This window comes from Sphingosinicella sp. BN140058 (genome assembly GCF_004135585.1).
GTDB lineage: Bacteria > Pseudomonadota > Alphaproteobacteria > Sphingomonadales > Sphingomonadaceae > Allosphingosinicella.
The window spans coordinates 5,148,550-5,163,009 of record NZ_CP035501.1; the positions used below are offsets into that span (position 1 = coordinate 5,148,550).

General features: G+C 64.8%; 13 protein-coding genes. 4 read left to right on the plus strand and 9 right to left on the minus strand.

Annotated features, from left to right (window positions below):
* The first annotated feature begins 8 nt into the window (after positions 1-8).
* The 3 genes from ETR14_RS23365 (at position 9) to ETR14_RS23375 (ending at position 6,224) form a co-directional block, all read left to right on the plus strand.
* Positions 9-1,928, plus strand: a complete 1,920-nt coding sequence (locus tag ETR14_RS23365; RefSeq protein WP_129389671.1) for an alpha-L-fucosidase — start codon at positions 9-11, stop codon at positions 1,926-1,928.
* A gap of 294 nt (positions 1,929-2,222) precedes the next feature.
* Positions 2,223-3,125, plus strand: coding sequence for a N(4)-(beta-N-acetylglucosaminyl)-L-asparaginase (locus ETR14_RS23370; protein WP_243455655.1), 903 nt, complete (start codon positions 2,223-2,225; stop codon positions 3,123-3,125).
* A gap of 39 nt (positions 3,126-3,164) precedes the next feature.
* Positions 3,165-6,224: a TonB-dependent receptor domain-containing protein gene (locus tag ETR14_RS23375; protein ID WP_129389677.1), complete on the plus strand. Its 3,060-nt coding sequence runs from the start codon at positions 3,165-3,167 to the stop codon at positions 6,222-6,224.
* A 90-nt stretch (positions 6,225-6,314) separates the two neighbouring features.
* Here ETR14_RS23375 and ETR14_RS23380 read toward each other — a convergent pair whose 3' ends face one another.
* The 5 genes from ETR14_RS23380 to hppD all read right to left on the minus strand — a co-directional run bounded on the left by ETR14_RS23380 (position 6,315) and on the right by hppD (position 10,611).
* On the minus strand, positions 6,315-6,857 hold the full coding sequence (locus ETR14_RS23380; RefSeq protein WP_129389680.1) for a hypothetical protein: 543 nt from the start codon (positions 6,855-6,857) through the stop codon (positions 6,315-6,317).
* A gap of 18 nt (positions 6,858-6,875) precedes the next feature.
* Positions 6,876-8,024, minus strand: coding sequence for a zinc-dependent alcohol dehydrogenase (locus ETR14_RS23385; RefSeq protein WP_129389683.1), 1,149 nt, complete (start codon positions 8,022-8,024; stop codon positions 6,876-6,878).
* A gap of 430 nt (positions 8,025-8,454) precedes the next feature.
* Positions 8,455-9,069, minus strand: a complete 615-nt coding sequence (msrA, locus tag ETR14_RS23390; protein WP_129389686.1) for a peptide-methionine (S)-S-oxide reductase MsrA — start codon at positions 9,067-9,069, stop codon at positions 8,455-8,457.
* A gap of 55 nt (positions 9,070-9,124) precedes the next feature.
* Positions 9,125-9,298 carry a hypothetical protein gene (locus ETR14_RS28605; protein ID WP_165356592.1) on the minus strand — a complete coding sequence of 58 codons (174 nt, stop codon included), beginning with the start codon at positions 9,296-9,298 and terminating at the stop codon, positions 9,125-9,127.
* A gap of 227 nt (positions 9,299-9,525) precedes the next feature.
* Positions 9,526-10,611: a 4-hydroxyphenylpyruvate dioxygenase gene (gene hppD / locus ETR14_RS23395; RefSeq protein WP_129389689.1), complete on the minus strand. Its 1,086-nt coding sequence runs from the start codon at positions 10,609-10,611 to the stop codon at positions 9,526-9,528.
* A 139-nt stretch (positions 10,612-10,750) separates the two neighbouring features.
* Between hppD and trxB the strand changes: the two genes are divergently transcribed.
* Positions 10,751-11,716 carry a thioredoxin-disulfide reductase gene (gene trxB, locus ETR14_RS23400; protein ID WP_129389692.1) on the plus strand — a complete coding sequence of 322 codons (966 nt, stop codon included), beginning with the start codon at positions 10,751-10,753 and terminating at the stop codon, positions 11,714-11,716.
* Between the two features lie 3 nt (positions 11,717-11,719).
* Here trxB and ETR14_RS23405 read toward each other — a convergent pair whose 3' ends face one another.
* From ETR14_RS23405 to ETR14_RS23420, 4 genes are read right to left on the minus strand one after another with little or no spacing between them, the layout of a single operon-like run.
* Positions 11,720-12,508 carry a hydrolase 1, exosortase A system-associated gene (locus ETR14_RS23405; protein WP_129389695.1) on the minus strand — a complete coding sequence of 263 codons (789 nt, stop codon included), beginning with the start codon at positions 12,506-12,508 and terminating at the stop codon, positions 11,720-11,722.
* Positions 12,493-13,152, minus strand: a complete 660-nt coding sequence (locus ETR14_RS23410; RefSeq protein WP_129389698.1) for a hypothetical protein — start codon at positions 13,150-13,152, stop codon at positions 12,493-12,495. Before ETR14_RS23410 ends, ETR14_RS23405 begins: the two co-directional genes overlap by 16 nt.
* Positions 13,149-13,427 carry an acyl carrier protein gene (locus ETR14_RS23415; RefSeq protein ID WP_129389701.1) on the minus strand — a complete coding sequence of 93 codons (279 nt, stop codon included), beginning with the start codon at positions 13,425-13,427 and terminating at the stop codon, positions 13,149-13,151. The genes ETR14_RS23410 and ETR14_RS23415 overlap by 4 nt, the downstream gene beginning before the upstream one ends.
* Positions 13,428-13,458: 31 nt before the next feature.
* Positions 13,459-14,427 carry a GNAT family N-acetyltransferase gene (locus ETR14_RS23420; protein WP_129389704.1) on the minus strand — a complete coding sequence of 323 codons (969 nt, stop codon included), beginning with the start codon at positions 14,425-14,427 and terminating at the stop codon, positions 13,459-13,461.
* Positions 14,428-14,460: the final 33 nt, after the last annotated feature.

A 14,460-nucleotide genomic window follows, 5' to 3' on the forward strand; every position in this document is an offset into this window, starting at 1 on the left:
GGAAGCCAATGACCGATCTTACCCGGCGCACCCTGATCGCCACCGGACTCACCGCAGGCGCGTTGTCCGGCACTGCGCTTGCCGCACCCGCGCCCGCAGCGCCTAAGCCGTTCGGCGCCGTCCCGACGTCCCGCCAATGGCGCTGGCATGGGCGAGAGCAATATGCCTTCGTCCATTTTTCGATCAACACCTACACCGACAAGGAATGGGGCTATGGCGACGAGGATCCGGGGCTCTTCAACCCCAGCGATTTCGATGCCGACCAGATCGTCGCGGCGGCCAAGGCCGGCGGACTCGAGGGGCTGATCCTCACCGCCAAGCACCATGACGGCTTTTGTCTGTGGCCAACGAAGCTGACCGAGCATTGCATCCGCAACAGCCCGTACAAGGGCGGCCAGGGCGACATCGTCGGCGAGATGGCGGCGGCGTGCCGGCGCGCGAAGCTTCCGTTCGGCCTCTATCTCTCGCCGTGGGACCGAAACCACGCCGAATACGGCCGCCCCGCCTATGTCGATTATTATCGGGCGCAACTGACTGAGCTCTGCACCCGCTACGGTGAGCTGTTCGAGCTCTGGTTCGACGGCGCCAATGGCGGCGACGGCTATTATGGCGGCGCGTGCGAAGCACGAAAGATCGATGCGCCACATTATTACAACTGGCCTTCGATCGTTGCCTTGGTGCACAGGCTTCAGCCTAACGCCTGCACCTTCGATCCGCTCGGTGCCGACATACGCTGGGTCGGCAACGAGGACGGGGTGGCGGGCGATCCCTGCTGGCCGACCATGCCGAACAAGCCCTATGATCAGAAAGAGGGCAATAGCGGCGTTCGCGGCGGCGAATTGTGGTGGCCGGCCGAAACCGATGTCTCGATCCGGCCCGGCTGGTTCTTCCACGCGGATGAGGATTCCAAGGTCAAGAGCCCGGAGCGGCTGATCCGGCTCTACGACGAGTCGGTCGGCCGCGGCACCAACCTCAACCTCAACATCCCACCGGATCGGCGCGGCCGCATCCCCGATCAGGATGTGAAGATCCTCAAATCCTATGGCGACGCGATCCGCGCCACCTTTGCACGGGATCTTGCGAGAAGCGCGGTGGCGCATGCAAGCCATAGCCGGGGCAGGGGCTTCGAGCCTGCGCGGGTGCTCGACGGGGATCGCGATACCTATTGGTCGTCACCCGACGGCGTCACCGATCCGGTGCTCACGCTCGATCTGAAGCCCGGCACCAGCTTCGACGTCGTCCGCCTCCGCGAATATCTGCCGCTCGGCGTCCGGGTCACGCGCTTCGCGGTCGACGCGGAACTGGCCGGCCGGTGGCAGACCCTCGCCGAGCAAGAGTGCATCTCCGCTCAGCGCATCCTTCGTTTGCCGAAGCCGATCGCGCCGCGTCGCCTCCGGTTGCGCATATTGGAGGCACCGGTTTGCCCGGCGATCAGCGAAGTCTCTTTGTTCAGGTCGGCGACCCCAGTGCCGGTACCGGCGATCGTCTCGTCCGATCCGACCATTCTCGACACGAGGGCCTGGAAGATCATCTCCGCTAGCGCGCCGGGCGCCGAGAAGCTGCTCGACAACGATGCGGGTACGATCTGGGCCCTTCCGGCGCCCGGCATAGGAAGCCCGGCCGAAGTGATCGCCGACATGGGCGGAACGGTTGCTCTGGCCGGCTTCAGCCTGACTCCATCCCGGCACGTGATGAGCGATGCCCGTCCCCCCAAAGGCTATGAGGCCGCGCTCAGCATCGATGGCACCAATTGGGTACCAAGCGGAAGCGGCGAATTCTCGAACATCGCATACGCCTTGTCGACGCAGCGTATTGCGTTCGAGGCGCCGCGCGCAGCGCGCTTCCTGCGCCTTCGCTTTGCCGAGCTGTCGGTCCCGGCACCCCGTCTCGCGATCGCCGGCATCGGCGGCTTCACCGCCAAGCGCTGAAGGGTAGGCGGCGCGGCGCGCTGCCACGCACCCTCGCACATTGTGGTACGTTCACCACATTTCGGTAAAATGACACCAATAAAGCAATTTGGTATTGAATGGATCCCATCGCTATGACACCGCTGGTCCGTGGCAACGATATGACGTCACGTCAGCGTGCCATGCCGGTTATAAAGCTGCTGCGATTGGGGACATTCGATGAAAGCATCGCGTCGTGGAGCCATGGCAATGGGGATGGGTGGCGCGTTCGCCGCTGCGGCTGCGCATGCCGCGCCACTGAAGCAAAAGCGGGCCATGATCGTTTCCACCTGGGATTTCGGCGCCGCCGCCAATGCGGCGGCGTTCGCGCGCATCAAGGCGGGCGGTTCGCTGCTCGACGCCGTCGAAGCGGGCGCCATGGTTCCGGAGGCGGACCCGACCAACCATTCGGTCGGCTTCGGCGGCTACCCTGACCGCGAAGGATACGTCACCCTCGATGCGATCATCATGGACGATCGGGGCAATGTCGGCGCGGTTGCAGCGCTCGAAGACTTCGCGCATCCGATCTCGGTCGCGCGCCGTGTCATGGAGAAGACTCCCCATACCATGCTGGTCGGCGCGGGAGCGCACCAGTTTGCGCTCGAGCAGGGGTTCAGCCGTACCAAATTGCTGACGCCGGAGGCCGAGGCAGCCTGGCGCGAATGGCTCAGGACTTCTCAGTACAAGCCCGTCGCGAACAGCGAAAATCAGCGCGGTTCCGCGCTGGACCACGACACCATCGGTATCCTCGCCTGCGGAACGGACGGGCGTCTCGCCGGCGCCTGCACCACCTCAGGCATGGCCTTCAAGCTGCGTGGCCGGATCGGGGACTCGCCGCAATCGGGTTGCGGCCTCCTCGTCGAAGCCGGGGTCGGCGGTGCTACAGCCACGGGCGTCGGCGAGGAGGTGACGCGAATTGCCGGGTCCGCCCGGGTTGTCTCCTCCATGCGGGCCGGCATGTCGCCGATGGCCGCGTGCCGGGAGGCCGTTACTCATATCGCCAGGCTCCGCGGCGATGCAGTGAAGGACGCCCAGGTCGCCTTCCTGGCGATCGACCGTCGCGGCGAGGTGGGCGCCTACGCGCTCCAGCCCGGCTTTACCTATGCCGTCACCGACACGGACGGCCACACCCGAGTGTCCGCCGCGGAAAGTCTGAAGGGCGCTCCGCGCGCGCGCTGAATATCGCAGACCTGTCTCTCCAAAGGGAAATCAAACAGAATGAAGCACGTGAACGGGTTGCTGTTGGCCTCCACCTGTCTGGCCACGGCGTTTGCAACCCCCGCATTGGCGCAGGAATTGAACGACACCGGCGGCCCGGTTCCGGAAACCACTGCCTATGCGGATGCCGGCGAGGCCGTCGCGGACGCAACCGCCGACACCGGCATCGTCGTGACCGGTTCGCGCATTAACCGTCCCAACGTCACGGCCGCGGCGCCGATCACCTCTGTCACCTCGGAGTCGATCCGCGCGCAGGCGGCGGTCAACATCGAGGAAGTGCTCAACCGCATCCCGCAGATCGCGCCCGACAGCCAGCAGAACTACCAGGATTCCGACGGTCGCCAGCGCATCAAGCTACGCAATCTCGGCTTCGAGCGGACGCTGACTCTGGTGGACGGCAAGCGCCTCGGCACGATGAACGGCATCGACGCGAACATGATCCCGACCGCGCTCATCCAGCGCGTCGACGTGCTCACGGGCGGTGCATCGGCCGTCTATGGCTCGGACGCGGTCGCCGGCGTCGTCAACTTCATCATGAATGACGATTTCGAAGGCATTCAGATCAACGGCAACTACAACCTCTACGCCCACAACAACAAAGCCGGCCTGATCTCGGATGTTGCCAGCCAATATGGCTTCGACAGCCCGGCGCGGAATTTCGCGACCGACGGCGGCCGCGTCGACCTCTCGCTGACCGCCGGCACCAAGCTGTTCGACGATCGCTTTCACATCTCGGGCTACGTCAACTACCGCAAGGCGGCGCTGGTCCCGTATTCGGCGCGCGAGACGTCGGGATGCCAGCTGGTCGAGACGGTCAAGGATGGTCCGCTGACCTGCTCCACCTCGACCTACACGCCCTACGGCTACCTTTCGCCGCGTTCGGGCGCCAATAACGGTAACGCCTACGTCAACAATCCGAACGGCAACGGCACCTTCGTTCCCTTCACGGACGCACTCGCAGCCAATCCTTATGACGGCTATTCCTTCCAGCGCGAAGCCGAGCGCTGGAATGCCGGCGGCTTCACCTCGTTCAAGATTTCGGATGCGGCGGAAGTCTATGCCAACGCCATGTGGTTCCGCGATCGTTCGAGCAACCCATATCCCGCCCGAGCCCTCAGCTACACGGCCTATGGCGACAGCCCGTATCAGGTGAATTGCAACAATCCGCTGATGTCCCCGGCCCAGGCCCAGACGATCTGCGGCAATCTCGCCGGAACCGCCGCTACGGCGCCGCTCGACGTGCGCTACCGCTTCGCCAACGTGCCCGACATCGAAGACGTCTACCTCAACAAGGGTCTCCGCATCACCGGCGGCCTGCGCGGCAGCTTCGCCGAGGGTTGGAGCTACGACGTTGGTGGCGTCTATGCCCGTAATCGGCAGGAGACCACCTGGGGTCTCCCGGATTTCGACCGGGTGAACAATTCGCTGAACGTCGTCAACGTCAACGGCACGCTGACCTGCGCGTCCGTAGTCAACGGCACCGATCCGAATTGCCGGCCTTTCGACGCCTTCAGCCCGCGTTCCACGCGCAACGATGCTGCCCTTTACGAATACTTCGTCGACGGCAATTTCGGCACGTCGACGACGATCAACACGCTCTACAACGGCATCGCCACCGTGCAGGGTGATCTCGGCACCTACGGCATTAAGAGCCCCTGGGCCGAGCAGGGCGTGGCGATCGCGTTCGGCGCCGAGTATCGCGAAGACCGGCTGAAGAGTTTCGCAGACGAAATCTGGCGCGAGCAGAATGGCGGCAGCGACGCCGCGCTTTCGCAGCATGTCTGGGAAGGCAATGTCGAGCTTCAGGTGCCGATCGTCGAGCGCAAGAAGTTCGCCCATCTGCTGCAGTTCAACGGTGCTTATCGCCTGTCCAAGTACAGCAGCAACCCCGACACCTTCTCCACCTGGAAGGCGGAAGCCTTGTGGGCACCGGTGGCGGACATCACCTTCCGCGGCTCGATCAACCGGGCCCAGCGCGCTCCGACCGTGGTCGAAGCGTTCCAGGGTTCGAACATCAGCTACGATCGGATCACCACGGCCTATAACGATATCTGCGCACCGACGGTGACCTACGTCACCGATCCCAAGACGGGTGTCCGCACCGCTGTCTACGGTTCGCCGACGGCGTCGCGCGAAGTCTGCGCGGCCACGGGTCTTGCCGACAATCTCTACGGCAGCACCAGCCTTGTCTGCCCGGATGAGGTCGGCTGCACCGTCCGCCGCGGCGGCTTCGCCGTCGACCCGGAGACCGCCTACACCAAGACGTTCGGTGTCGTGTTGCGGCCGCGCTTCGTTCCCGGCCTGACCTTCTCGGTCGACCGCTTCCTGATCGATCTCAACGACTCGATCGGCTACAACGATTACGATTATTTCTCGAACGGCTGCCTTGCCACCGGCGACGAGTTCTTCTGCCGAATGTTCGTTCGCAATGCCGACGGAACGCTGTACAGCGCGCCCGGCGGCAATCCGTCGACGGGCTTCATCCGCGGGGGCACCACCAATTACTACAAGAGCAAGTCGCACGGCTGGGATTTCCAGGGCCAATATGCTCTGGCGCTCGGCAGCGCAGGTCGCCTGGACTTCGATTTCGCCGGATCGTTGACCACCTATGCCGGTGGCCAGGATTCGCCGATCCTCGCCAAGTATAATTGCACCGGCTATTATGGTGGCGGCTGCAGCCAGCTGATCCCGAAGTGGACCCACAGCCTTCGCGGTACCTACACCACCGCCGACCGCTTCTTCAGCGCCTCGGTCAATTGGCGGCACCTGGGCCCGCTGACCAATGTCAGCAACTCCGGCGATCCGGCGCTCGGCTACACGCCGGCTGGTGAGCGTGAGACCTTCTATCGCATCGGCGCCTACGACTATTTCGATCTGGCGCTAAGCTTCCGGGTGAACGAGGCGTTCTCGTTCCGGGTCTCCGCGAACAACATCCTCGACAAGACCCCGCCGATCCTGCCGAACTCGTACAATTATGGTCTGTCGCGCAGCAACACTCTGTCGGCACGCTACGATTCGCTCGGCCGCATCCTGGCGGTTGGCGCAACGCTCAATTTCTGACGAAAGCGAAACGGCCCGCCTCCTAAGGGGCGGGCCGCGAAATCTTGAAGAAGCGGGCCGATCACGCGATCGTGTCCGCTTTTTCGTTGATCAGAGTTCGAGGCGCGCGACCTCGCTCGCCCGGGCCGGCCGGCGGGCCTTGCCGCGGCTGAACAGCGCATAGGCGCCGACGCCGATCGCGGCCATCACCGCGACCTTGGTCGCCAGGCCTTTCTTGTTGTGCTTCCACTCGGCGCGCACCCCCATCTCGCCGGGGATGTTCGGCACCTTGCCGTGGCCCAGATCCTCGACCACGCCCTCGACGACGTTGATTCGGTCGGCGCCCATCAGCAGCAGCCAATGCATCCAGTTGCTCTCGCTGTATCGAAAGGCGACCCGGCGGATCATGCCGCTGACCGCCGACGGCGGTGTCGACGTGCCGAACACCGCCGGCCGCCGGATGTGCTCGATCGATTGGAGCACCTCGACATTCGACTGCTGGACACGGGGGCGGACCCAATCGGCGGTGAGGCCGGGATCCTGGTCGCGGTTGCGGTAAGGGTAGGTGGGATCGTTGCGGGGATCGGCATCGACGGCCCAGCCGTTGATGGCCGACGTGTCGACGAGCGTCTTGTTTCCGGTCAATGCATTCATCTCTCGGCTCCTCTTCGCTCAGGCCGCGTTCGGGATCAGCACCGGCTTGATGCAGCCGTCGAGCTTCGCCGAGAACATGTGGTAGGCGTCGGCGACATCCTCCAGCGGCACGCGGTGGGTGATCATCGCTTTGGGATTGATGTGCCCGGCCTTCACATGGTCGATCAGCCGCGGCAGCAACCGCTTCACCGAGGCCTGGTTCGCGCGCAGGGTCAGGCCCTTGTTCACGACGTTGCCGATCGGGACCATGTTGCCGGTCGGCCCGTACACGCCGACGATCGACACGATACCACCCTTCTTCACCGAGTTGATCGCCCAGTGCAGCGCGATCGCGTTGCCCGCCTCGAGCTTGAGCTTGGTGCCGAACAGCCACTGCAGCGCGTTGCCCGCGGCATCGCCGCCGACGGCGTCGATCGCGACGTCCGCACCGAGGCCGTCGGTGGTCTTCTTCATGAAGACGACCACGTCGTCGACCTCCTTGAAGTTGTAGACTTCGGCCGGGCCGAAGGTCCGTGCGAATTCCAGCCGGTAATCGATGTGGTCGAACACGATCACGCGGCCGGCGCCGAACAGCCAGGCGGAGCGCGCCGCCATGAGGCCCACCGGGCCCGCGCCGAATACGACCACCGTGTCGCCCTTCTGGATACCGCCCATTTCGGCGGCCTGGTAGCCGGTCGGGACGACGTCGGTGAGCAGCACGGCGTCGTCCGGATCCATCCAGTCGGGGATCACGGTCGCCCCGAAATCGGCATAGGGCACGCGCGCATATTCCGCCTGGCCGCCGTCATAGCCGCCGGCCGTGTGAGAATAGCCGTAGATCCCGCCGACCGCCGTCGCCTGAGGATTGGATTCGTGACAGTTTCCGAACAGGCCCTGCTGGCAGAAATGACATTGGCCGCAGGCGATGTTGAACGGAACGAGCACGTGATCGCCGGCCTTCAGATTGGTGACCTCTGCGCCGACTTCCTCGACGATGCCGCAGAATTCGTGTCCGAAGGTCATGCCGACGCGCGTGTCGGGCACCATGCCATGGTAGAGATGGAGATCCGAACCGCAGATGCAGGAGCGGGTGACCCGGACGATCGCATCCCGGGGATGCTCGATCCTGGGGATCGGCTTGTCTTTGACCCGGACCCGGTAAGGGCCTCGATAATCCATTGCCAGCATGAGGGAGCTCCTTCGTTGCGCTTTGCTCCCTAACCGGATCGCGACGTCATGGTTCCAGCCGCTCCCGGCGACGGGACCCGAGCGGCTCACGCTCCCGGTACTTTGTGTCACCATCTTGATTCACATCAGGATTTTCCGGCAGTCGGGCCGCTTTGATGGCGATACCTTCTGTGTGCAGGGGCGCAGGGAAAGAGCCAGGCGGTGCAATGGCGTGCTCACCCCCGCAGATGCGCTCGCCCCCGGAGCCGCAGGGCGATTGCGCTCGGCACCACCGTTGCATCGGGCGTGAACGCGGGATCGAGCAGCCAAGAGGTCCGCTCAATTCACATGGATGAAGTATTTTAGCCGCGAGAGCGTGCGTAGCGACTCCGTTGTTTGGCAAGCCAGGTGAAGGCGGCCGCCGCAACGATCGGTCGAGCGCGACCTGAGGTCAGCGTTTTCCCCAGACCTCCTCGAGACGCGCATCGCGGCCGCACCGGTAGCGATAGTAGCGATACCGGACCGGGTTCTTCTTGTAATAATCCTGGTGATAGGTCTCGGCTGCGTAGAAGCGGGAAGCCGCGACGACCGGGGTGACGACCTTGCCGCCGAGCACCCGGTTCGCCTCCGCCTTGGCGGCTTCGGCGATCTTTCGCTCGTCGGCATTCTTGACGAAGATCGCCGTACGATAGCTGTCGCCGCGATCGCAGAATTGGCCGCCGCCATCGGTCGGATCGATGGTCCTGAAGAAGTGGCTGACGAGAGCCGCGTAAGACACGCGGTTCGGATCGTAGAGAACCGTCACCGCTTCATAATGACCGGTGCCACCTGCCGAAACCTGTTCATAGCTGGGGTTGGCAAGCTTGCCGCCGGTGAAGCCTGAGACCGCGCGGATCACACCCGGCACCTTCTCGAAATCCGCTTCGGTGCACCAGAAGCAGCCGCCAGCGAAGACTGCTGTCGCCTGGCTCTGCGCCGAGGGTGCGGCGCCGGCGGGTGCTAAGGCGCCGATAAAGAGAAGCAGTAATCCTGCAAGAAAGGTGAGGGCGTGTCGATGAGCGGCCATCGCCCGAAGATGGTCAGTCCCGGCGCCGCCTTCAACCGCGCGCAGCTTCTCGAAATCAGGCTTGGGTGAAATCGAAGGCCATCATCGCGAACAGGAGACCGGCCAGCCCCAGGAAAAGGGCGACGAGCATGTAGCCGGCGGGACGCAGCATCTTCTGCTCCCAACCGCGCAGCTCTTCCTGATCCTTGAGCCGGTAGAAAGTGTAGCTCGACAAAACCCCGACGGCCAAGGCGATTGCTCCCCCCACGTCACATCCTCCGCTTGCAAATTTCCCAACGCCGCGCCCAGCGCCGCCCCATGTCCTCATTATAGGCGAAGAAACGGAAATCCAACGCGAGAATTGCCGCTTAACCGTTGAATCGAAACCGTTCACCGAAGGATCGCAGTGCCTCGGCGCCGTGCCCGCAGGCTGGCGTCGAGGTCACAACGGCGGCTTGATGCTACGGAGGGGCTGTATCAGCCGTGATCGGTCGCCGTCGGCAGGACGCCGCGGCGGATCTGATCGAGCTCGATTGATTCGAACAGGGCCTTGAAATTGCCCTCGCCGAAGCCCTGATTGCCCTTGCGCTGGATGATCTCGAAGAAGATCGGACCGATCATGTTCTCGGTGAAGATCTGCAGCAGCAGGCCTTCGCCCGTCTCGGGCGAGCCGTCGATCAGGATCCGACGCTTGCGCATTTCCTCGACGCTGTGGCCATGGCCGGGGAGGCGAGCGTCGATCATGTCGAAATAGGTCTCGGGGCTGTCCTGGAAGCGGATGCCGTTGGCGCGGAGCGCGTCGACCGTTGCGAAGATGTCGTCGGTGGCAAGCGCAAGGTGCTGGATTCCTTCGCCCCTATATTCGCGCAGGAACTCTTCGATTTGGCTGTGCTCGTCCTGGCTCTCGTTGAGCGGGATGCGGATCTTGTCGTCCGGCGCGGTCATCGCCTTGGACAGCAAGGCGGTCTGTTTCCCTTCGATGTCGAAATAGCGGATCTGACGGAAGTTGAAGATGCGCTCGTAGAACTCGGCCCAATGGGTCATCCGGCCACGGTTGACGTTGTGGGTAAGGTGATCGAGCGTGTGCAGACCGGCGCCATTGGCGTCCCGGACCGCTCCGGGGACGGGTTCGAAGTCGACATCGTAAATCTGCTCGGCGCCGTAGCGGTCGACGAGATACAGATAGGAACCGCCGATCCCCTCGATCGCGGGGATTTCGAGCTCGCCGGGGCCGCGCCTCGTTTCAACAGCCTTGGCGCCGCGTTCGATCGCCATCTCGAAGGCGCGCTTGGCGTCCTTCACGCGGAAGGCCATGCCGTTGGCCGAAGGCCCGTGCGCCTGGCGGAACTCGGCCGCCTGACCCGCCGGCTCCATGTTGAGGATGAAGTTGATGTCGCCCTGGCCATAATGGCGGACGTTCTTGGAACGGTGGTTACCGAGATGGGTGAAGCCCATCGCCGTGAACAGGCCGGCGAGGGCTTCGGGATCGGGTCCGGTGAACTCGACGAATTCGAAGCCGTCGAGGCCGAGGGGATTGTCGTGAAGGTTGGTCGGCGCGTTCATGGCAGCCTCTCCGTGGTCCTTGGTTTCGCTATGCCGGCGCCTCTACCAGTGGCGGGCAGGGGCGGCAAATGGATGGTTGCGCGGAAGGACCCCCGCACCCTATCTCAGCGGCGAAACGCACATTCGGAAACGACAACGCATGACCGCCACCCATTCCACCCGCATGCTGATCCTGGGCTCCGGCCCCGCCGGACTCTCCGCCGCCATCTACGGCGCGCGGGCCGGCATGGCGCCGATCGTCGTTCAGGGCATCCAGCCCGGCGGACAACTCACGACCACGACGGATGTCGAAAACTACCCCGGATTCCGCGATGTCATCCAGGGACCCTGGCTGATGGAGCAGATGCAGGCGCAGGCCGAGCATGTCGGCGCCCAGATGATGTGGGACCATATCGTCGAGGTCGATCTGTCGCGGCGTCCGTTCCGCCTGATCGGCGACGGCGGCACCATCTATACGGGCGACGTCCTCGTGATCGCGACCGGTGCCCAGGCGAAGTGGCTGAATCTTCCGTCGGAGGAGCATCTCAAGGGCAAAGGCGTCTCCGCCTGCGCGACCTGCGACGGCTTCTTCTACCGCGGCAAGAAGGTGGCGGTGATCGGCGGCGGCAACACGGCGGTGGAAGAGGCGCTCTACATGACCAACCACAGCCATGACGTCACCCTCATCCATCGCCGCGACACGCTTCGGGCCGAGAAGATCCTCCAGGAGCGGCTGTTTGCGCATCCCAACATCAAGATCCTCTGGAACAAGGCGGTCGACAAGTTCGTCGCCGGCGGCGACCCGGAGGGGCTGACCGGCATCCAGTTGCGCGACACCAGGAGCGGCGAGATTTCGCAGATCGAAGTCGATGGCGGCTTCGTCGCCATCGGCCACTCACCGGCGACCGAGTTGTTCAAGAACAAGCTCGCGCTTGATGAGGACGGCTATATCGCGGTCGAGACCGGCAGCACGCGCACCAGCGTGGAGGGCGTGTTCGCCTGCGGCGACGTGATGGACAAGACCTACCGTCAGGCAGTCACCGCCGCCGGCACCGGCTGTATGGCCGCGCTCGACGCCGAGCGCTTCCTGGCCGAAGCCGAGTTCGAAGCCGCCGTCGCTGCCTGAGGGTCAGAGGCGGGCGAGCGCCGCCTCCACCGCAGCGCGCAGCCGCTCCAGATCCGCGGGACGGGCGAAGGTGTGCGATCCGGTGGGGAGCTTCGCCGGGGCTCGGGTCAGCACGCCGTCGAAGACCGGCCGGGCGAGTTCCCGTTCGGCAGCGATCGCGGTTTCGTCGTCGCTGGCGAGGATCGCTTCGATGTGCCCGGCATGTCGCCTCAGCGCCTGCGCCGCTTCGTCCGAAAGGGCGCGGTTCTCGGGCAGTGCCATCTTTCGAATGCCTGTCAGTGCCTTCTTCCAGGACACTGACCCGAAAAGGATTTTTCGCAGGCCCGCAGGAGTCGTGAGACGTTCCTGGTAATGGCGTCGGATCGCCGCTGCCGGCAGCTCGCCCGGACGCGTCTCGACCAGCCAGGGGTTGAGCAGGATCAGGCCGTCGACGCCGGCATCGGCCCCGAACAGGGCAAGTGCGGTGGCACCGTCGCACAGGCCGATGCCGACGATCCGTTCGAGGGACGGGCATTCGCGCCGAAATGTCGCAGTTGCAGCGGTGATGTCCGGTCCGCTGCTACGCCACCCGCCATCCTCGCCTTCGCTGTCGCCGATCCCGCGACGGTCGAAGCGGAAGCAGGGTGTGCCGTCGCCGGCGAGCGCCGCCGCCAGTCGTTCGAACAAGCGGTGCGAGCCGATCCGTGTCTGGCTGCCGCCAGTGACGAACAGAAGACCGGTGGTGCCGGACGCGAGATCGAGCGAGGCGCCGAGCCTGGCACCCCCACAGTCAATCGTCAGCAGGCGGCGCATGCGCGGGCCCAAGTGTCGATGTCGGAGGCAAGTATGTCGGTAAGTTCAGATGAAGTCTGAGGTTCGGCTCGGCGCCAAAAGGGGGTAGCCTCGATCCGGCAATCGGCTGGTGCGGGGTCGGTGCTCAACCTTAGCGTCCGGAGGCGCGGGGGGACGGCGGGGATGGCTGCCATGAGGTCCGTGCGCAGTGCCTCGGAGGGCGAATAGCCGCCGGTCGCGCTGTCGTCGGTGAGCGCCGTACGCTCGAGATCGCGGACGAGGGACGCTCCCGACACCGGACTGAGCCGCCAGGCGCAGCCGACGGCGACCGCATCGTCGAGCAGGGCGCCGCCGCGGAAGGCGATGGTGGCGCGCAAGTCGGAGGGCGCGCAATCGGCTGCGGCCCGGCGCCAGTCGGCCCAGGTGAGCGTCTCGAGCGGGCGGATGCTCTCGCCGGTGGCGGGAAGATCCGGCAGCAGGCAGCGCCAGCCGCGCTCCGCCAGCAGCCGCATCGTCGCGACGATGGTTGCGCGCAGCCGATTCAACTCTTCGAAGAGCGGCGGCAGGACCAGCAAGGCCGGCGCGTCTGCGGGTCCGATCCGCAGCAGCCATTCCTCGTTGCCGTTGGTGGTGTAGCGATCGTAGGCGAGATCGCTGCGGTTCACCGCAGCGCCTTGGCCCTGAGGAAGGTCAGAAGCCGGCCGTAGCTTTCGAGCATGTCGGCATCCACCTCGTCATCCTCGATCAGGATCCCGAGCCGTTCCTCGAGTTCGCTGAGCAGGCCGGCAACCGCCATCGAGTCGAACTCGGGAAGATCGCCGAACAGAGCGGTCGAGTCCGTGAAGGCCGCGACCTGGTCGACGCCGAGCCCGAGCACGTCGACCAACACCGCGCGCAGGGTCGCGTCCACTTCCTGATCGTCGTTCAACGCGGCAACCATGATCCCAATTCCCCTCGACTGTCTGCGCGGCCTACCGTCTCACGCCTCGCCGGACAAGATCGGACACCAGACGCCGAGCAGCGCCGCCTAAGCCCGAGGCCGTGCTCGGTGAGAAAGCCTCGATCCGCCAGAGCAGGCGGCGGGTATCCATCCAGTCGCTTTTATAGGGTTCGTCTCCCGTCCCGTAATCGATCGCTTCGACGCGATCCTCGTCCAGAGCGGCGCGGAACATCGCCATCGACAGCACGGTTCCCGGCGAAAGCTGCCTGGCATCCTCGCGATAGGCGAGCTTGTGAATGGTGGCGATGCCATTCTCGATCAACCAGAATTGGGCTGCCACGGGCCGCCCCTGATGAAAGGCGAGCCCAAGCCGCAGACGATCGCCCTCCTGCTCGGCAAGCGCACGCAGGAACGCCGGAGACCCCTCCTCGGGTTTCCAACTGGCCCGATAAATCTCTTCATAGGCACGCCAAGCCTCGTCGTCGAAGCGACGGTAAATACGCGTTTCAATCGCCTTGGCGCGGCGCTCCGCGGTGTTGCGCAGCCGCGACGGGCGAGAGGCCCAATAGTCCCTGAAGCTCAGGCCCGTCGTTTCGATCCGCCATGACGTCGTAGCCGGAGCAACGAACACGATCCAGCCGGCGGCACGAAACGCTGCGGCCAGTGGGGCAGGGTCCTCGATCGGTGTCATTTCGATCGATGCGAGCCGCACGCTGCGAAGCTTCCGGGCAATCGCCGCGATACCGTCGGCGCTGCCGATCGCACCGAAGCGCAGGCTGTACCAATTGGCATAAGCCGACGCGCGGCGGCCGTTCCGCGCCAGGAACAGCCAGGTGCCTCCCGAGCGCGCTGCGAGCAGGGCACCGGGGGGCGGGCAGTGGCGGGCCAGAAGGCGGAACCAGGCGAGGCGCGCGAACAGCGATCGGCGCGCGTCGAGCGTGCCGCCCGCCGCCGAAGCGACCGCGTCCCACGCATCGAACAGTTCCACCTCGGCGGTCAAAGCGCTAATCCCCCTGGGCCGACGATGTGGCGC